Genomic DNA, 17713 nt, shown 5'->3' with positions numbered 1-17713 from the left:
CCCAGTCACCCCAGGACCCCCGACGTGCCCATTTCCGATACCGACTTGCTGGACCCGCTGCTGACGCCCGCGCTGGACGGCCTTTTCCGACGACCCCATCGACTGGGCAAACCCAGCGGCTGGTGGGGCCACGTGCCCTTCGCTTTCTGGGTGATGGAGGCCACGCGGCCGGGCCTGCTGGTGGAGCTCGGCGCGCACCACGGGGTGTCCTACGCGGCCTTCTGCGACGCGGTCCAGCACCGCCGGTTGGCCACCCGCTGCTTCGCGGTGGACAGCTGGCGCGGCGATGCGCACGCGGGGCTGTTCGACGAATCGGTCTACCGCGACCTGAAGACCTTCAACGACGCCCACTTCGGCGCGTTCTCCGAACTCATCCGCGCCGACTTCGACACCGCGGTCGGGCACTTCGCCGACGGCTCCATCGACCTCCTGCACATCGACGGCTTTCACACCTATGAGGCCGTGCGGCACGACTACGAGACCTGGCGGCCCAAGCTGTCGTCGCGGGCCGTGGTGCTGTTTCACGACACCAATGTGCGGCGCGACGACTTCGGCGTGCACCGCCTCTTCGGTGAGCTGGCGGCGAGGTTTCCCCACTTCGAATTCCTGCACGGACATGGCCTGGGCGTGATCGCCCACGGGCCGGACGTGCCCTCGGCCATCGCGCAGTTGTGTGCGGCGTCAAGGACCGACCGTTGCGAGACCCTTCGCGACCGGTTTGCGGCGGTCGGTGCCCGCTGGCAGGGCGTCGCCAACGAGCAGGAGATGGAGCGGTCGTTTGCCGAGCAGGTCAAGGCCCTGGTCGCTCACCACACCCAAGTGGCGGGGGAGCGCGACGCTGCCCACGCGATGACCGCGCAGACGGAGGCCGAACTGGCGCGGGTCCAGGCCCTTCAGCGGGCGCCGAAATCGCCGGACCCGCGCCTGCTCGGTGAGCGCGACGAAGCCCTGCGTTCGGTGGGGCACCTGCAAAGCGAGGTGAGGCGGGTGACCCAAGGGTATGTGTTGCTCGAACGGGGGCTGCTGGAAGCCCACAAGATCATCGCCCAGCTGGCCGATGGCAACGCGCGCCTGACCCGCAGCCTGACGGACACCGAGACCGTCGCCAGCCGCCTGATCCCCGCGCTGGTGGCGCCCCCGGTGGCGGGCGAAGCGAGCCCGCCGCCCAGCCTTCTTCAGCGCCTGCGGCGGCGGCTGACGGGGGCGACGGACACGCCCCCGGTGCCGACGGACACCGATGTCGTGCGGGGTTCGCCTTTCTTTGACGGGGCCTGGTACCTGGCCACCTACGCCGACGTGGCGGCGGCCGGGGCCGACGCCGCCGAACACTACGCGCTGATCGGCGGTCGCCTCGAAGACCGCGACCCTGGTCCCTGGTTTTCCACGCGGACCTATTTCCAGGACAACCCCGACGTGGCCGAGCGGGCGCTCAATGCGCTGGCCCATTACGAGACCCACGGTCGGCGTGAAAACCGCGCCTTCCCGATGCGGGCCCTGACGCCCGCCGTGCCCCCCGCGCCCGAGGAGGCCGCCCCGGTGGTGGTCGACACGAAGCAGGCTTTCCGGGAACGCAGCCAGCAGGAGCTGACCGCGTTCCTGGACAGCGGGCGCCAGCTGGTGTTGCCGACGGTCGAGGCGCCGCGCGTGTCCATCGTCATCGTGCTGCACAACCAGGCCGAACTCACCTTCAAGTGCCTGGAGTCCCTGGTGGGCGCGCTGGACGCGCCGTGCGAGATCCTGCTGGTGGACAACGCCTCCAGCGACCGGACGGCCGACCTGCTGGCCCGGGTGCAGGGTGCGCGGCTGCTGCCGCAGCCGGAGAACCTGCACTTCCTGCGCGCCGCCAACCTCGGGGCGGCGCAGGCGCGCGGCGAGCACCTGCTGTTCCTCAACAACGACGCGCAGCTCCAGCCCGGCGCTGTGTCGGCCGCGCTGGCGCTGCTGGACGAACGCGCCCGGGTGGGTGCGGTCGGCGGCAAGGTGGTCTTGCTCGACGGCCGCCTGCAGGAGGCCGGCAGCATCGTCTGGAGCGACGGCAGCTGCACGGGCCATGGCCGGGGGCGCGACCCGGGCGAGGCCGAGTTCCAGTTCCGGCGCGAGGTCGATTTCTGCTCGGGGGCGTTCCTGATGGTGCGTCGCTCGCTGTTCGAGTCCCTCGACGGCCTGGACACGGCCTACGTGCCGGCCTACTACGAGGAGACCGACCTGTGCATGCGCATCCGACGGGCCGGACACAGCGTGATGTACGACCCGCGGGTGGAGATCCTGCATTACGAGTTCGGCAGCGCCGACACCGAGCAGACCGCCACCGCGCTCATGGAGGCGAACCGGAAGGTTTTTGTGGCCCGGCACGCCGAGGTGCTGGCGGCGGCGCACCGGCCTCAAGGGACGCGCTCCCTCGAAGCGCGTCAGCGGTCGGGCGAACAGGCCCGCATCCTGGTGGTCGATGACCGCATTCCCGTGCCCTCCCTGGGGTCGGGGTTTCCGCGCGCGCGCGAGCTGGTGCACAGCCTGCACGAGGGCGGTGCCTTCGTGAGCCACTACCCCATGGCCTGTCCGGTGGTCGACTTCGACGAGGCCTATGCCGTGCTGCCGCGGGAGGTGGAGATCGTCGCGGGGCAGGGCATCACGGGGCTCGCCCAGTTCCTGCGCGAGCGGGCCGGCTTCTACCACGCCGTGATCGTCAGCCGCCCCCACAACATGGACCGGTTCCTGCTCGCCTGCCACGAGGCGCCGGCCTTTCTGGCCTCCACCACGCTGGTCTACGACGCCGAGGCGATCTTCGCCACCCGGGAGGCGCTCAAGGCCGAGGTCCTGGGAACGGCCCCGTCGCTGGAGGACCATGGGGTGGAGCTGGCGAGGGAGCTGCGCATGGCCGAGGCGGCCCACTGCGTGCTGACCGTGAGCGACGCGGAGGCGCGGCACTTCCGCGACGCGGGCTGCCAGGACGTCCGGGTGCTGGGCCATGGCATTGCCGCGCAGCCCACACCGGCGGCGCACGGCGAACGCCGTCACCTGCTGTTCGTCGGGCGGGTGGCCGAGGAGGATTCGCCCAACGTCGACTCGGTGCGCTGGTTCGTGCGCGAGGTCATGCCCCGGCTCGACCAGCGCATCGGTGACGGCTATGTGCTGGACATCGTGGGCAGCCACTCGGAGGGACTGGTGTCGGACCTGGGTGGTGACCGGATCACTTTCCACGGGCGCATCGAAGACATCCGTGGTTTCTACGACCGTGCCCGCGTGTTTGTCGCGCCGACCCGCTTTTCGGCGGGCATTCCCATCAAGGTGCAGGAAGCGGCCGCCCACGGGCTGCCGGTGGTGGCCAGCGAACTCGTGGCCGGGCAGCTGGGCTGGGGCCCCGGGGGCGAGCTGCTGAGCGCGGCGACCGCCGAGGCCTTTGCCGAGGCCTGTGCCCGCCTCTATCTCGACGCATCGCTGTGGGACCAGACCCGGCAGGCCGCGCTGTCGGCGGTGGCCCGCGACTGTGCGCCCTCGACCTTCCAGGGGGTGGTTCGGGCGGTGCTGAACGACGTGTTCAAGGCGGTGCCCGGGCAGTCGCCCGTGCCCTCCCTGGCCAGCGAACCGTCCGATCTGGCCCGGGCGGCCGAAGCCTGGAGCGTGTCGCCGGTGCAGCGCCAGGCCACCCAGGGCATGAACTGGATGGCGCACCCGCGCGTGATCGCCCGCCTCAACCACAAGGCGACCGGCGACGAAGGGAAGGATGTCTACATCCACCTCAAGGACACGCTCGCGGGTCTGGGGTGGCGCCTGCCTGTGGCGCGCGTGGCCAGCCTGGGTTGTGGATTCGGTGCGCTGGAGCGCGGCTTTGCCAGCATCCAGATGGCGAGCCACATCGACGGCTACGACATCGCGGACGGCGCGATCGCCGGCGCGCGCGCTGCGGCCGCAGCGGCGGGCCTGGACAACCTCCACTACCACGTGGCCGACCTGGAGCGGCTGGAGCTGCCGGAGGCGTCGTACGACCTGATCTTCGGCTTTCAGTCGGTGCACCACATCAGCGACCTGGACCGCCTGTGCCGGATGGTCCGGCGCGCCCTGCGCCCGGGCGGTGTTTTCCACCTGCACGAGTACGTCGGGCCCGACCGGTTCCAGTGGACCGATGCGCAGCTGTCCCACATGAACGGCTTTCTGCTGACCCTGCCCGAGCGCTACCACCGGCTGCCCGACGGCATCGTGCGCGGGCCGAGAGAGCGCCCGCTGGCGGCCGACGTGATCGCCTGCGATCCGACCGAGGCGGTGCGTTCGTCGCAGATCGTGGCCACCGTGGAGCGGCATTTCAAGGTGCTGGCGCGACACGATCTGGGCGGCGCCCTGCTGCACATCGGCCTGAGCGACATCGCGCAGAACTTCGACCCGGACAACCCGGTGGACATGGCCCACCTGAACCGCTTCTTCGCGCTGGAAGACCGGCTCATGGCGGAGGGGGTGATCGGCTCCGACTTCCTGGTGATGACGGTGCTCAAACCGGAAGAGCCCGGCGCGATGGCGGCATGAATTTCAGTTCGGTCGAGTTTCTCTTCTATTTCCTGCCGGCGTTCCTGGTGGTCTATGTGGCCACCGGGCGCAGCAACGCGGTGCTGCTCGCGGGCAGTGCGGTCTTCTACGCCTGGGGCGAACTGAGGAACGCCTGGGTGCTGCTGGCCTCCTTGCTGGCATGCCACGCCACTGGCCTGGCCCTGGACCGGTTTCCGGATCGCCCGGTGGTTCGTCGCCGGGTGATGGTGCTGGGGGTGTTGTTTCAGCTGTTGTTGCTCGCTGCCTTCAAGTACCTGGGGTTCCTGATTCACTCGCTGGAGGCCCTCGGCCTCCGCATCGGCCTGCAGATCGACGATGTGCCCGCCTTGCCGGTGGGCATTTCGTTTTTCACCTTTCACGCGATCTCTTACCTGGTGGACTGCTACCGAGGGAACACGCGGGTCGAGCGCAGCCTGTTCCGGCTCGCCAACTACCTGCTGCTCTTCCCCCACCTGCTGGCGGGGCCGATCGTGCGGTATGCCGCCATCCGGCGGCAGCTGGTCCGGCGCCACTGGACGGCCGCGCGCTGGCGTTTCGGCCTGGAGCTGCTGGTCATCGGCCTGGCGCAGAAGCTGCTGCTGGCCAACAACCTCGCCGTCACGGTCGACGCCATCTACGCCCTCGACCGGAACGCGCTGTCGATGGGGGTGGCCTGGCTGGGCGCGATCGGCTACGCCTTTCAGGTCTACATGGATTTTTCCGGCTACTCCCACATGGCGCTGGGCCTGGCCCTGCTGCTCGGGTTCTCGTTCCCGCGCAACTTCAACTTCCCGTTCCGCTCCCTGTCCGTGCGGGAGTTCTGGCGCCGCTGGCACATCAGCCTCGCGACCTGGCTGCGCGACTACGTGTACCTGCCGCTCGGGGGCAGCCGGCGGGGTGCACCACGGACCATGGTCAACACGGTGCTGGTCTTCACGCTGTGCGGCCTCTGGCACGGCGCCGGCTGGACCTTCGTGCTCTGGGGGGCCTACAACGGGCTGTTCATCGTGCTGGAGCGGCTGAAGCTCGCTGAGGTCACGGCGCGGTGGCCGACGGTCGTTCAACAGGGGTACGCCTGGCTGGTGTTTGTCGTGGGCGTGGCGATGTTCAGGGCGCAGGACCTGGCGCAGGCGGTCGATTTTTATGCCGCGATGGCCGGGCTGGCCACCACCGCCGACCACGCGCCGGTGCTGCTGCGCTACCTCGACGGCAAGGCGTTGACCGTGCTGTTGCTGGCCGGCTGCTCGATGCTGCCGCTGCGCGAATGGATCGGTGGCGGGCACTTCGTGCGGCCCCGGTTCCTGGTTCCCCGGTTCGCCTTCCTGTCGCTCCTGTTGCTGCTGTGTGCCATGACGCTCGCCGCCGGCAGCCATAACCCCTTCCTCTACTTCCGGTTCTGAGCATGGCCATGGCAAGCATCCGGTGGTGGAACGTCGGCGTGGTGGTGGTGTGGTTCAGCCTGCTCGGGCTTCCGATGGCCGGCCACTGGCTGTCCTCTCCCCCACCCGAGCAGGCCGAAAACCGCCGGCTGGCCCCCGCCGTGTCCTGGCCGGCCAGCGTGGCCGAAGCGAAGGGGCTCCCCGCCGCCGTTCAGGCCTGGCTGCACGACCACTTCGGCTTTCGCCACGAACTGCTGGTGGCCCACAACCGCCTCCACCACCTGGTTTTCGGCAGCTTCACGTCGGGAGAACTGGCGCCAGGAAAAGACGGGTACCTGTTCCTCGGCTCAAAAGGCCTGGCCCATCGCAACACCTTGCGCACCCTGTGCGGTGCCGATGCCGTGCCCGTTGCCGTGATCCATGGGCAGCTGCGCCGGTTGCTGGCGGTGTCGCGGGCGGCGGCGCCGGTCGCCCAGCTGCTTCTGGTGCCGGACAAGTCGAGGCTGAAGCCGGAGAAGCTGCCGCAATGGCTGCAGGACGAATGCGCCGGGTTCGCTCCGCCGGTGCAGGCGCTGCTGGCCGAGATCCGACAGGACCCGGGCATGGACCCGCAGGTGTTCTATCCCTTCGATGTGATGAGGCTCGCGGACCAAGTGCGCCCCGTCTACCACCCCTGGAACCTGCATTGGGACCACCAGGGCGCCCAGCCCGTGGCCGACTGGCTCGCACAGACCCGGTGGTCGCTGCCCCGCCGCGTCGAGGTGCCGCTGGTGGAGGTCCTGCAGTCGTTTGACCTCCAGCAGTTCGCGCCAGGGCTCAGCCACTGGCACACCACCCAGGTGCCCGCGTACAACAACGTGAACATGCTGGTGTGCCGCAACTCGCCCGAATGCTTCCCGGAACTGGCCGAGGAAGCGGCCGCGCTCTTTCAGGTCGCCCGGTTCCGGTCGGCCTCGCAACTGCCGCCGGAGCAACGGCGGCCGCGCCTGGTCATTCTGGGCGATTCATTTGGCGAGGCCATCGCAGAGCCCCTGGCGCCTTACTTCGCCGAGGTCTGGTACCTGTCCATGAACAACCTCCCGCGGCTGTCCCCGGCACAGAAGCGGCGGCTCCGCCATGTCGCATTCGACCTGTTCCAGCCCGATGTGCTGCTGCACGTCTACAGCGAACAGTCGATCTTTTCTGGCCGCAAGGGCTACTTCCGCGATGTCACGGCCTTGCTGGACCCCGTGAACCCCCCGCCGACCTGCACGAGGTGTTCCCCGCGCTGATGTTGCCGGGGATGTTTGATGCGCGAGACGCCGGAAGATCTGCTGCGGCGCTTGAAGCACCCTTGTAACCTGTTACGTCGATAATTGAAACCAAATTACAAGGCCGGCGTCTGCACTGGGGTGCGGAGGCCGGTTGCCCGTTCATCTGTACAGGAGACACACATGCCCCAACGCGCCACCAAAATCGTCGCCACCCTCGGTCCGGCGTCCAGTTCGCCCGAGATGCTGGAAGCCATGATCCGCGCCGGCGTCAACGTCGTGCGGCTCAACTTTTCCCACGGCAAGGCGCAGGACCACATCGACCGCGCCAACACCGTGCGCGCCGCCGCCCAACGCGCCGGGCGCGAGGTCGGCATCATGGCCGACCTGCAGGGTCCCAAGATCCGCGTCGGCAAGTTCGCCGACGGCAAGGTCATGCTGGAGCCGGGCCAGCCCTTCGTGCTCGACGCCTCGCGCACCGAGCCGGGTGACCTCTCCGGCGTGGGGCTGGACTACAAGGAACTGCCGCGCGACGTGAAGGCCGGCGACACCCTGCTGCTCAACGACGGCCTGATCGTGATGACGGTGGACAAGGTGGTCGGCGACGCGGTGCACGCCACCGTCAAGCTCGGCGGCGAGCTGTCCAACAACAAGGGCATCAACAAGCAGGGCGGCGGCCTGACCGCGCCGGCCCTGACCGCCAAGGACATGGAGGACATCAAGACCGCCATGAGCCTGAAGGCCGACTACGTGGCCGTGAGCTTTCCCAAGAACGCCACCGACATGGAGCTGGCGCGCCAGCTCTGCAACATGGCCGCGGCCCAGTACAACCACAAGCCGGGCCTGATCGCCAAGATCGAGCGCGCCGAGGCGATTCCCGAGCTGGCCAACATCCTCCGGGTGTCCGACGGCATCATGGTCGCCCGCGGTGACCTGGCGGTCGAGGTCGGCAACGCCACCGTGCCCGGCCTGCAGAAACACATGATCAAGCTGGCGCGCCAGATGGACAAGGTGGTCATCACCGCCACGCAGATGATGGAGTCCATGATCGTCAACCCGGTGCCCACGCGCGCCGAGGTGAGCGACGTGGCCAACGCGGTGCTCGACGGCACCGACGCCGTGATGCTGAGCGCCGAGACCGCCGCCGGCAAGTACCCGCTGGAGACGGTCGAACAGATGGCCGCCATCTGCGAGGCGGCCGAGAAGACCGACCACGATCCGCTGGACGACGATTTCATCGACGAGACCTTCACCCGCATCGACCAGGCCATCGCCATGGGCGCGCTGTTCACCGCGCACCACCTCAAGGCCAAGGCCATCGTGGCGCTGACCGAGTCGGGCTCGACCGCGCTGTGGATGAGCCGGCACAACGTGCACATGCCGATCTTCGCGGTCACCTCCAAGCTCGCCTCGCAGCGCAAGATGACGCTCTACCGCAACGTGCGTCCGATCCTGGTGGACACCAGCGCCGACCGCGACACCGCGCTGGCCGAAGCCGAAGCCGACCTGAAGGAGCGCGGCGTGATCCACAGCGGCGACGTCTACGCGATCACCGTGGGCGAGCCCATGGGCACGCCCGGCGGCACGAACACGCTGAAGATCATCCGCGCGGCCTGAATCCGCGCCGGGCTTTGGCGCGTACCCGGTCCATGACCCCCACGCCGGACACCCCTCGCCGCCACTGGCTGGCCGCACTGGGCCTGCTGCCGCTGCTGCAGGCCTGCTCGCCGCTGCGCGTGATCAACGCCCTGGTGCCGACCGGCACGCACCGTTTCACGGCCGACCAGGCCTACGGCCCCGACGCGCGCCAGCGGCTCGACGTGTACCAGCCCGATCCGCCCGTGGCGGACGCACCCATCGTGGTGTTTTTCTACGGTGGTTCCTGGAGCAGCGGCCGCCGGCAGGACTACCGCTTCGTGGGTGAAGCCCTGGCCTCGCGCGGCATCGTCACCCTGGTGGCCGACTACCGGCTCAGCCCGCAGGTGCGCTACCCGGTGTTCGTGCAGGACAGCGCGCTCGCCCTGCGCTGGGCGGTGGACCGCGCCGCGAACCTGGGGGCTTCGCCGCAGCGCGTGTTCGCCGTGGGCCACAGCGCCGGCGCCTACAACGCCGCCATGCTCGCTCTCGATCCGCGCTGGCTGGGCGCCGTGGCGCTGGCGCCCGAGCGCCTGGCCGGCTGGGTGGGCCTGGCGGGTCCCTACGACTTCCTGCCCATCGGCGTGCCCGAGGTGCGGGTCGCGTTCGAGTGGCCACAGACCCCGGCCGACTCCCAGCCACTGTTCCACGCCCGGCGCTCCGGCCCGGGCCGCGTGCCTCGCACCCTGCTGCTCGCGGCGCGCAACGACACCCTGGTGGACCCCCGGCGCAACACGCAGGCGCTGGCCAGCGCCCTGGGCCAGCGGGGGATTGCGGTCGAACTGGAGCTGCTGGAGGGCGTCAGCCACACCACCCTGATCGGCGCCATGGCGGCACCGCTGCGCGGGCTGGCGCCCGTGCTCGACCGGGTGAGTGCATTCATCACCCGTCCCCCGGCCTGAATGCCCGCACCGTGCCCCGGTCGGCACTTCGCCGAGCGCCGCGTCATGCCCGTGCAAGCGCGCGGGCGCTAAAATTCGGCCGAGTTACATACCGGTTACCAACTTTTCCCAAGGGGATTTCATGGCTCTCGTTTCCATGCGCGAACTGCTCGACCACGCTGCGGCCAACGGCTACGGCATCCCGGCGTTCAACGTCAACAACCTCGAACAGGTGCAGGCCGTCATGGCCGCGGCCGACGAGGTCGGCGCGCCCGTCATCCTGCAGGCGAGCGCCGGCGCCCGCAAGTACGCGGGTGAGGCCTTCATCAAGCACCTGATCCAGGCCGCCGCCGAGATGTACCCGCACATCCCGCTGGTCATGCACCAGGACCACGGCACCAGCGTCAAGGTCTGCGAAGGCGCCATCGCCCTGGGCTTCGGCTCGGTCATGATGGACGGCTCGCTCAACGAAGACGGCAAAACGCCGTCGAGCTTCGACTACAACGTGGAAGTCACCCGCAAAGTGGTGGAAATGGCGCACCGGAGCGGCGTCACGGTGGAGGGCGAACTCGGCTGCCTGGGCAACCTGGAAACCGGTGATGCGGGCGAAGAAGACGGCATCGGCGCCGAAGGCAAGCTGGACCATTCCCAGATGCTGACCGACCCCGAAGAAGCCGCCACGTTCGTGAAGGCCACGCAGCTCGACGCGCTGGCCATCGCCATCGGCACCAGCCACGGCGCCTACAAGTTCAGCCGCCCGCCCACCGGCGACATCCTGGCGATCAGCCGCGTGAAAGAGATCCACGCCCGCATCCCCAACACCCACCTCGTGATGCACGGCAGCTCCAGCGTGCCGCAGGACCTGCTGGCCATCATCAACCAGTACGGCGGCCAGATGAAGCAGACCTACGGCGTGCCGGTGAAAGAGATCCAGGAAGCCATCAAGCACGGCGTGCGCAAGATCAACATCGACACCGACATCCGCATGGCCATGACCGGTGCGGTGCGCAAGTTCCTGGCCGAGAACCCCGAGAAGTTCGACGCCCGCGAGTGGCTCAAGCCCGCCCGCGAAGCCGCCAAGGCGATCTGCAAGCAGCGCTACATCGAGTTCGGCTGCGAAGGCCAGGGCAGCAAGATCAAGGGCGACACGCTCAGCGTGATGGCCGCCAAATACGCCCAGGGCGAGCTGGCTCAGAAGGTGGTTTAAGCACCCCGACCGACCTGCGATAATCGCCCGGAATGGTTCGGAGCCCGTTGACTGTTCGGTCACCGGGCTTTTTTCTTGGCTGTCACCCTTTCGCGCCGATCATGACCTCCGCCCTCCACACCTCCGCCCTCCACTCCCTGCCCCTGCTCGCGCGCGGCAAGGTGCGCGACAACTACGCCGTGGGCAACGACCGCATCCTGATGGTGGCCTCTGACCGCATCAGCGCCTTCGACGTGATCATGGGCGAGCCCATCCCCGGCAAGGGCGCCTTGCTGACCAAGCTTTCGCTGTTCTGGTTCGACCAGCTCGGCCCCAAGGGCCTGAACATCTGCCCGATCCACCTGACCGGTGACGCCCCCGAGAGCGTGGTGTCGGCCGACGAAGCGCCGCAGGTCACGGGCCGCTCCATGCTGGTCCAGCGCCTGAAGCCGATTCCGGTCGAGGCCGTGGTGCGGGGTTACCTGGCCGGCAGCGGCTGGAAGGAATACCAGGAAAGCCGCTCGGTCTGTGGCGTGCCGCTGCCCGAGGGCCTGCTGAACGCCAGCAAGCTGCCCGAGCCGATCTACACGCCCGCCGCCAAGGCCGAGATGGGCGAGCACGACGAGAACATCACCTACGAACAGACGGTGGCGATGGTCGGCGCCGACGTCGCCGCGCAGATCCGCGACAAGGCGATCGCGCTCTACAAGGCGGCGGCCGAGATCGCCCTCAAGAAGGGCATCATCATCGCGGACACCAAGTTCGAGTTCGGCCTGGACAAGGCCGGCACCGTGGTGCTGATGGACGAGGTGCTGACGCCCGATTCCTCGCGCTACTGGCCGCTGGAGAGCTACGTGGTGGGACAGAACCCGCCGAGCTACGACAAGCAGTTCCTGCGCGACTGGCTGGAGACCGCCAAGGTCAACGGCAAGCCCTGGGACAAGACGGCCCCTTCGCCGCGCCTGCCCAAGGAAGTGATCGAGAAGACCGCGGCGAAATACCAGGAAGCGCTGACGCGGCTGATGGGCTGAGCCGCTGCTCATTCACCATGAAAAAACCCGGGCTTGCCCGGGTTTTTTCATGGGCCCACGCGGGGGGATCGGTGCCTCACCACTCAGCAAAACTCCCGTCCTTGTGCCGCCACACCGGGTTGCGCCAGCGGTGGCCCTCGGCCGCGCGTTCCTGCACGTAGGCCTCGTTCACCTCGATGCCCAGGCCCGGCCCGGTCGGGATCATGACCATGCCGTCTTCGTAGGCGAACACCTCGGGGTTGCTCACGTAGTCCAGCAGGTCGTTGGCCGCGTTGTAGTGGATGCCCAGGCTCTGTTCCTGGATGAAGGCGTTGTAGCAACCGGCGTCGATCTGCAGGTTGGCCGCCAGCGCGATCGGGCCGAGCGGGCAGTGCAGCGCCAGCGCCACGTCGTAGGCCTCGGCCATGGCCGCGATCTTGCGGGTTTCGGTGATGCCGCCCGCGTGCGAGGGGTCGGGCTGGATGATGTCCACGTAGCCCTCGGACAGGATGCGCTTGAAGTCCCAGCGCGAGTACAGCCGCTCGCCCAGCGCGATCGGCATGGTCGCCACATGGGCCAGCTCCTTGAGCGCCTCGTGGTGCTCGCTCAGCACCGGCTCCTCGACGAACATCAATTTATAGGGTTCGAGCTCGCGCACCAGCACCTTGGCCATGGGCTTGTGCACCCGGCCGTGGAAGTCCACGCCGATGCCCACGTTCGGCCCCACGGCCTCGCGCACCGCGGCCACGTTGGCGAGGCAGCGCTCGACCTTGTCGTGGCTGTCGATGAACTGCAGCTCCTCGGTGCCGTTCATCTTGACGGCGGTGAAGCCGCGCGCCACGGCCGCCTGGGCCGCCTCGGCGGTGTCGCTGGGGCGGTCGCCGCCGATCCAGCTGTAGACGCGGATGCGGTCGCGCACGCTGCCGCCCAGCAGCTCGGACACCGGCACGCCCAACACCTTGCCCTTGATGTCCCACAGCGCCTGGTCGATGCCCGCGAGCGCGCTCATGTGGATGCCGCCGCCGCGGTAAAAGCCGGCGCGGTACATCACCGTCCAGTGGTCTTCGATGTGGCGCGGGTCCTTGCCGACCAGGTAGTCGGCGAGTTCCTCGACCATGGCGGCCACGGTGTGGGCGCGGCCTTCGAGCACCGGCTCGCCCCAGCCGACGAAACCTTCGTCGGTCTCGATCTTCAGGAAACACCAGCGCGGTGGAACGATGTAGGTGGTGAGGCGGGTGATCTTCATGGGGGTGTGAACAACAAAGGTGGGGGTGGCATCAGGCTGCGGGGTACGCCAGGCGCCAGACCTGCATGAACGCGGCGGCGTGGGCCGCCACGTCGGCCGCCGTGTCGCCCGGGCGGTACAGCGCCGAGCCCAGGCCGAAGCCGGAGGCGCCCGCCGCCGCGTAGGCGCCGAGGCTCTCGGGTGTGATGCCGCCCACCGGCACGATGGCGATGGGCGGCGTCAGCACGGCGCGCCAGGCCTTGAGGCCGACCGGGCCCAGGGCCTCGGCGGGGAACATCTTGAGCACGTCGGCGCCGGCGGCCAGCGCGGCAAAGGCCTCGGTGGGCGTGGCCACGCCGGGCGCGCAGGCCAGGCCGGCGGCCTTGGCCGCGCGGATCACCGCCGGGTCGCTGTGCGGCATGACCACCAGCTGGCCGCCCGCCGCGGCGATCTCGGCGCACTGCTCGGGCCGCAGCACGGTGCCCGCGCCGATCAGGCAGTCCGCCGGCAGGGCGTCGCGCAGCGCGCGGATGCTGGCCAGCGGATCGGGCGAGTTCAGCGGCACCTCGATCAGGCGGAAACCCGTGTCGTACAACGCGCGGCCGATGGCGACGGCTTCTTCAGGCCGCAGGCCGCGCAGGATGGCGATGAGACCGCACTGCTGCAAGGCCTGGTGAAAGCGAAGTGGAATGTTCATGTCGGTGTTCCAGGAGATCAGGCCAGGCCGGCGGCCTGGGCGATGCGCCACAGCCCCAGGGGCGTCACGCCGGACCGTATCTCGGGCGTCGGCAGGCCCTGCGCTTCCAGCGCGCTCGCGTAGCGCATGCACAGCACCGGCTCGCCGCACAACACCACCTCGGCACCGTCCCGCAGGGTGGGCGTCAGCGCCGCCACCTCGTGCCCGATCAGCAGCCCGGACAGGTAGTCGGACTGGGCGCCGCCGGTGAGCTGGCGGGTGAGGCCCAGGGTGCGCACGCTGAACACCGTCGAGAGCACGCCCAGCGCGCCCAGCGGCGAGCGCGCCACGCGCAGGCCGCGCGCGAAGGCCGGTTCGTCGAGTTCACCACCGAGCACCATGGTGCGGCCCAGGATGGTGTGCTGGGTGAGCGCGGCGTACACCTCGCCGGTCATGAAGGTCTCGAAATGGGTCACGGCGCCGTGTTCGACCCAGGCCCACTTGGTGTGCGTGCCCGGCAGGCCGACCAGCAGCCGCTCCGGTGTGCGGCCCTCGTCCGCCCGGCTTTGCAGCACGCCCATGATCTGGGTCTCTTCGCCGCGCATCACATTGGGCAGCTCGCCGTCCTGCAACAGGCCCGGCACCACGTGCAGCGGCTGGCCCCCGGGGCGTTCGACCAAGGTCACCGCGCCGGCCAGATCGGCCTCGCGGCTGGGCAGCGGCCGGTAGGGCGCCTCGCGCCAGCCCTGCGCGCTGCCGACCATGCCGCAGGCGATCAGCGGAGCCTGCGGGTGGCCGGCCAGCCAGTCGCCGCACAGCAACTGCAGCGCCTGCTCGAAGGCGGCGGCCGGCGAGTGAATGTCGGGCCCGGCAGGCAGGTGCATCACACCGTGTTCGCTGCGCCGCGTGGCCAGCACCGCGCCGTCCAGGCCCATGGCGTAGGCGCGCAGCGAGCTGGTGCCCCAGTCGAGGGCGAACAGCGCAGGGGTTTCGAGCAAGTCGGATGGGTTCATGTCACTTTCTCCAAGACCCGGCCGGGGCACAGTGATGCCGTCCAGGGCAACCGTGGAACCGGCTTCGCCGGGCCACTGGGTGCGTCCCCCTGGGGGGAAGACGCGAAGCGGCGCAGGGGGGAATCAAGTCCTCCAACGGAGGACCAACGGGTCGAGCCGCCGCGCGATGTCGATCAGGCCGCGCCGCACCTCGGGGTGCATGGGCGGGAAGGGGTGGCGGCCGGCCTCGCAGGCGATCACGCCGCCTTCCTTCATCAGCGCCTTGGCGGTCAGGATGCCGCCCTGGCGGTTCTCATGGTTGATCAGCGGCAGCCAGCGCTGGTAGAGCTCGAAGGCGCGATTGACGTGGCCGTTGCGGTGCGCTTCGATGATGGGGCGGATGCCGTCGGGGAAGCCGCCGCCGGTCATGGCGCCGGTGGCGCCGGCGTCGAGGTCGGCCAGCAGGGTGATGGCCTCCTCGCCGTCCCACGGGCCTTCGATGGCGTCACCGCCGAGGCGGATCAGCTCGCGCAGCTTGCTCGCGGCGCCCGGCGTCTCGATCTTGAAGTAGGCCAGCTGTTCGATCTCCTGCGCCATGCGCGCGAGGAAGGGGGCCGAGAGCACGGTGCCGCTGGCCGGCGCGTCCTGCACCATGATCGGAATGCCGATGGCGTCGGACACGCGCGCATAGAACTCATGGATCAACGGCTCGGGCACGCGGAAGGTGGCGCCGTGGTACGGCGGCATGACCATCACCATGGCCGCGCCCAGGTCCTGTGCGCGCTTGCTGCGCGCGGCGCAGACGGCGGTGCCGTAGTGCGTGGTGGTGACGATCACCGGCACGCGCCCGGCCACGTGTTCCAGCGAGACACGCGTGAGCGTCTCGCGCTCGTCGTCGGACAGCGAGAACTGCTCGGAGAAATTGGCCAGGATGCACAGCCCGTCGGAGCCGGCGTCGATCATGAAATCGAGGCAGCGTTTCTGGCTTTCCAGGTCGAGCGTGCCGTCCTCATGGAAGGTGGTGGGCACGACGGGGAAGATGCCGCTGTAGCGCGGCGTGCGGGGGGAAGTCATGGTCGGATCAAAGGTTGTGAAATCGAGGATGAAAAAGCGCTTCCCTTGCCCAGGTCCATCCAGGGCTCCCGTGGAACCGGCTTCGCCGGGCCACCAGGAGCGTCCCCCTGGGGGGAAGACGCGAAGCGGCGCAGGGGGGCTTTCATTTAGTGTGAATGGCGTGGGACTGCGGAACCCCGGCAGCCCACCAGAAAATCGAAGTCGCAGCCGTCGTCGGCCTGCAGCACGTGGTCCACGTACAGGCGCTGGTAGCCGCCGCGCCCACCCATGTCGGTGTTCCCCAGAGCGGCCAGGCGCTCGGCCAGTTCGGCGTCGCTGATGTCCAGGTGCAGGCGGCCCTGCTCGCAGTCCATCTCGATGAAGTCGCCGTCGCGCACCGCAGCCAGCGGGCCACCCGCAGCGGCCTCGGGCGCCACGTGCAGCACCACGGTGCCGTAGGCGGTGCCGCTCATGCGCGCGTCGGAGATGCGCACCATGTCCTTGATGCCCTGGCGCAGCAGCTTGGGCGGCAGGCCCATGTTGCCCACCTCGGCCATGCCGGGGTAGCCGCGCGGGCCGCAGTTCTTCAGCACCATCACGCAGCTGGCGTCGATGTCCAGGTCTTCATCGACGATGCGCTCCTTGTAGTGCTCCAGGTTCTCGAACACCACCGCGCGGCCCCGGTGCTTGAGCAGTTCCGGTGTGGCGGCCGAGGGCTTGAGCACCGCGCCGCGCGGTGCCAGGTTGCCGCGCAGGATGCGGATGCCGCCGTCGGCCAGCAGCGGGTTGTCGAGCGTGCGGATCACCTCGTCGTTGTACTGCGGCGCCTCGCGCACGTTGTCCCACAGGCTCTTGCCGTTGACGGTGAGCGCGTTCGGGTGCGGCAGCAGCTTGTGTTCGCCCAGGCGGCGCAGCACGGCGGGCAGGCCGCCGGCGTAATAGAACTCCTCCATGAGGTACCGGCCCGAGGGCTGCAGGTCCACCAGGGTGGGCGTGCCCTGGCCGATGCGCGTCCAGTCTTCGAGGTCGAGCTGCACGCCGATGCGGCCCGCGATGGCTTTCAGGTGGATCACCGCGTTGGTCGAACCGCCGATGGCGGCGTTGGTGCGGATCGCGTTTTCAAACGCCTCGCGGGTCAGGATCTTGGACAGCGTGAGGCCTTCCTTCGCCATCTCCACGATGCGCTGGCCCGACATGTGCGCGAGCACGTAGCGGCGCGCATCCACCGCCGGGATCGCCGCGTTGTGCGGCAGGGAGGTGCCCAGCGCCTCGGCCATGCAGGCCATGGTGCTGGCCGTGCCCATGGTGTTGCAGGTGCCGGCCGAGCGCGACATGCCGGCCTCGGCCGCGAAGAACTGGTGTTCGTTGATCTCGCCCGCCTTGAGCGATTCGTGCAGCTGCCACACGGCCGTGCCCGAGCCGATGTTCTTGCCTTCGAGCTTGCCGTTGAGCATGGGGCCACCGGTGACCACGATGGCCGGCACGTCGCAGCTGGCCGCGCCCATCAGCAGCGCGGGCGTGGTCTTGTCGCAGCCCACCAGCAGCACCACGGCGTCGATGGGGTTGCCGCGGATGGCTTCTTCCACGTCCATGCTGGCGAGGTTGCGCGTGAGCATGGCGGTGGGGCGCAGGTTGGATTCGCCGTTGGAGAACACCGGGAACTCCACCGGGAAACCGCCCGCCTCGTAGATGCCGCGCTTGACGTGTTCGGCGATCTTGCGGAAGTGCGCGTTGCAGGGCGTGAGCTCGCTCCAGGTGTTGCAGATGCCGATGATGGGGCGGCCGTCGAACTCGTGGTCCGGGATGCCCTGGTTCTTCATCCAGCTGCGGTACATGAAGCCGTTTTTGTCGGCCGTGCCGAACCATTCGGTGGAGCGGAGTTTGCGCTTGGGGGTGGTCATGGTGGGTGGG

12 protein-coding genes are annotated in these 17713 nt (G+C 69.0%); 7 read left to right on the top strand and 5 right to left on the bottom strand.

The genetic code is table 11. The annotated features are described in order from the left end of the window. Positions 1–24 precede the first annotated feature (24 nt). The 7 genes from IM738_RS19510 to IM738_RS19480 all read left to right on the top strand — a co-directional run bounded on the left by IM738_RS19510 (position 25) and on the right by IM738_RS19480 (position 11877). Positions 25–4515: a class I SAM-dependent methyltransferase gene (locus IM738_RS19510; protein WP_236962697.1), complete on the top strand. Its 4491-nt coding sequence runs from the start codon at positions 25–27 to the stop codon at positions 4513–4515. Beyond that, entirely contained in the window at positions 4512–5915 is a 1404-nt protein-coding gene (locus IM738_RS19505; protein ID WP_236962696.1) for an MBOAT family O-acyltransferase, read from the top strand. Before IM738_RS19510 ends, IM738_RS19505 begins: the two co-directional genes overlap by 4 nt. Before the next feature lie 8 nt (positions 5916–5923). Further along, positions 5924–7165: a hypothetical protein gene (locus tag IM738_RS19500; RefSeq protein WP_236962695.1), complete on the top strand. Its 1242-nt coding sequence runs from the start codon at positions 5924–5926 to the stop codon at positions 7163–7165. Between the two features lie 162 nt (positions 7166–7327). Continuing rightward, complete coding sequence (gene pyk, locus IM738_RS19495; protein ID WP_236962694.1) at positions 7328–8761, top strand: pyruvate kinase; 1434 nt, start codon at positions 7328–7330, stop codon at positions 8759–8761. Between the two features lie 32 nt (positions 8762–8793). Continuing rightward, positions 8794–9681 (top strand): alpha/beta hydrolase, encoded by an 888-nt coding sequence (locus IM738_RS19490; protein WP_236962693.1) that lies wholly within the window; start codon positions 8794–8796, stop codon positions 9679–9681. Positions 9682–9802: 121 nt separating this feature from the next. Then, positions 9803–10867, top strand: coding sequence for a class II fructose-bisphosphate aldolase (fba, locus tag IM738_RS19485; RefSeq protein ID WP_236962692.1), 1065 nt, complete (start codon positions 9803–9805; stop codon positions 10865–10867). A 101-nt stretch (positions 10868–10968) separates the two neighbouring features. Then, complete coding sequence (locus tag IM738_RS19480; protein ID WP_236962691.1) at positions 10969–11877, top strand: phosphoribosylaminoimidazolesuccinocarboxamide synthase; 909 nt, start codon at positions 10969–10971, stop codon at positions 11875–11877. Between the two features lie 76 nt (positions 11878–11953). Here the strand turns inward: IM738_RS19480 and dgoD are convergent, their stop codons facing one another. The 5 genes from dgoD to IM738_RS19455 all read right to left on the bottom strand — a co-directional run bounded on the left by dgoD (position 11954) and on the right by IM738_RS19455 (position 17703). Further along, positions 11954–13102 (bottom strand): galactonate dehydratase, encoded by a 1149-nt coding sequence (gene dgoD / locus IM738_RS19475; RefSeq protein WP_236962690.1) that lies wholly within the window; start codon positions 13100–13102, stop codon positions 11954–11956. A gap of 31 nt (positions 13103–13133) precedes the next feature. Then, the gene (locus IM738_RS19470; protein WP_236962689.1) at positions 13134–13778 is read right to left on the bottom strand and encodes a 2-dehydro-3-deoxy-6-phosphogalactonate aldolase; all 645 of its coding nucleotides are present in this window, start codon (positions 13776–13778) and stop codon (positions 13134–13136) included. 17 nt (positions 13779–13795) lie between these two features. Continuing rightward, on the bottom strand, positions 13796–14770 hold the full coding sequence (locus tag IM738_RS19465) for a 2-dehydro-3-deoxygalactonokinase (protein WP_236962688.1): 975 nt from the start codon (positions 14768–14770) through the stop codon (positions 13796–13798). 123 nt (positions 14771–14893) lie between these two features. Beyond that, positions 14894–15823, bottom strand: coding sequence for a dihydrodipicolinate synthase family protein (locus IM738_RS19460; RefSeq protein WP_236962687.1), 930 nt, complete (start codon positions 15821–15823; stop codon positions 14894–14896). Positions 15824–15969: 146 nt separating this feature from the next. Beyond that, on the bottom strand, positions 15970–17703 hold the full coding sequence (locus tag IM738_RS19455) for an IlvD/Edd family dehydratase (RefSeq protein ID WP_236962686.1): 1734 nt from the start codon (positions 17701–17703) through the stop codon (positions 15970–15972). Positions 17704–17713 lie beyond the last annotated feature (10 nt).

Source organism: Hydrogenophaga sp. SL48 (assembly GCF_021729865.1).
Classification (GTDB): Bacteria; Pseudomonadota; Gammaproteobacteria; order Burkholderiales; family Burkholderiaceae_C; genus Hydrogenophaga.
The sequence above is the reverse complement of the archived record's forward strand: the minus strand, read 5'-3'. Positions and strand labels throughout refer to the sequence as shown.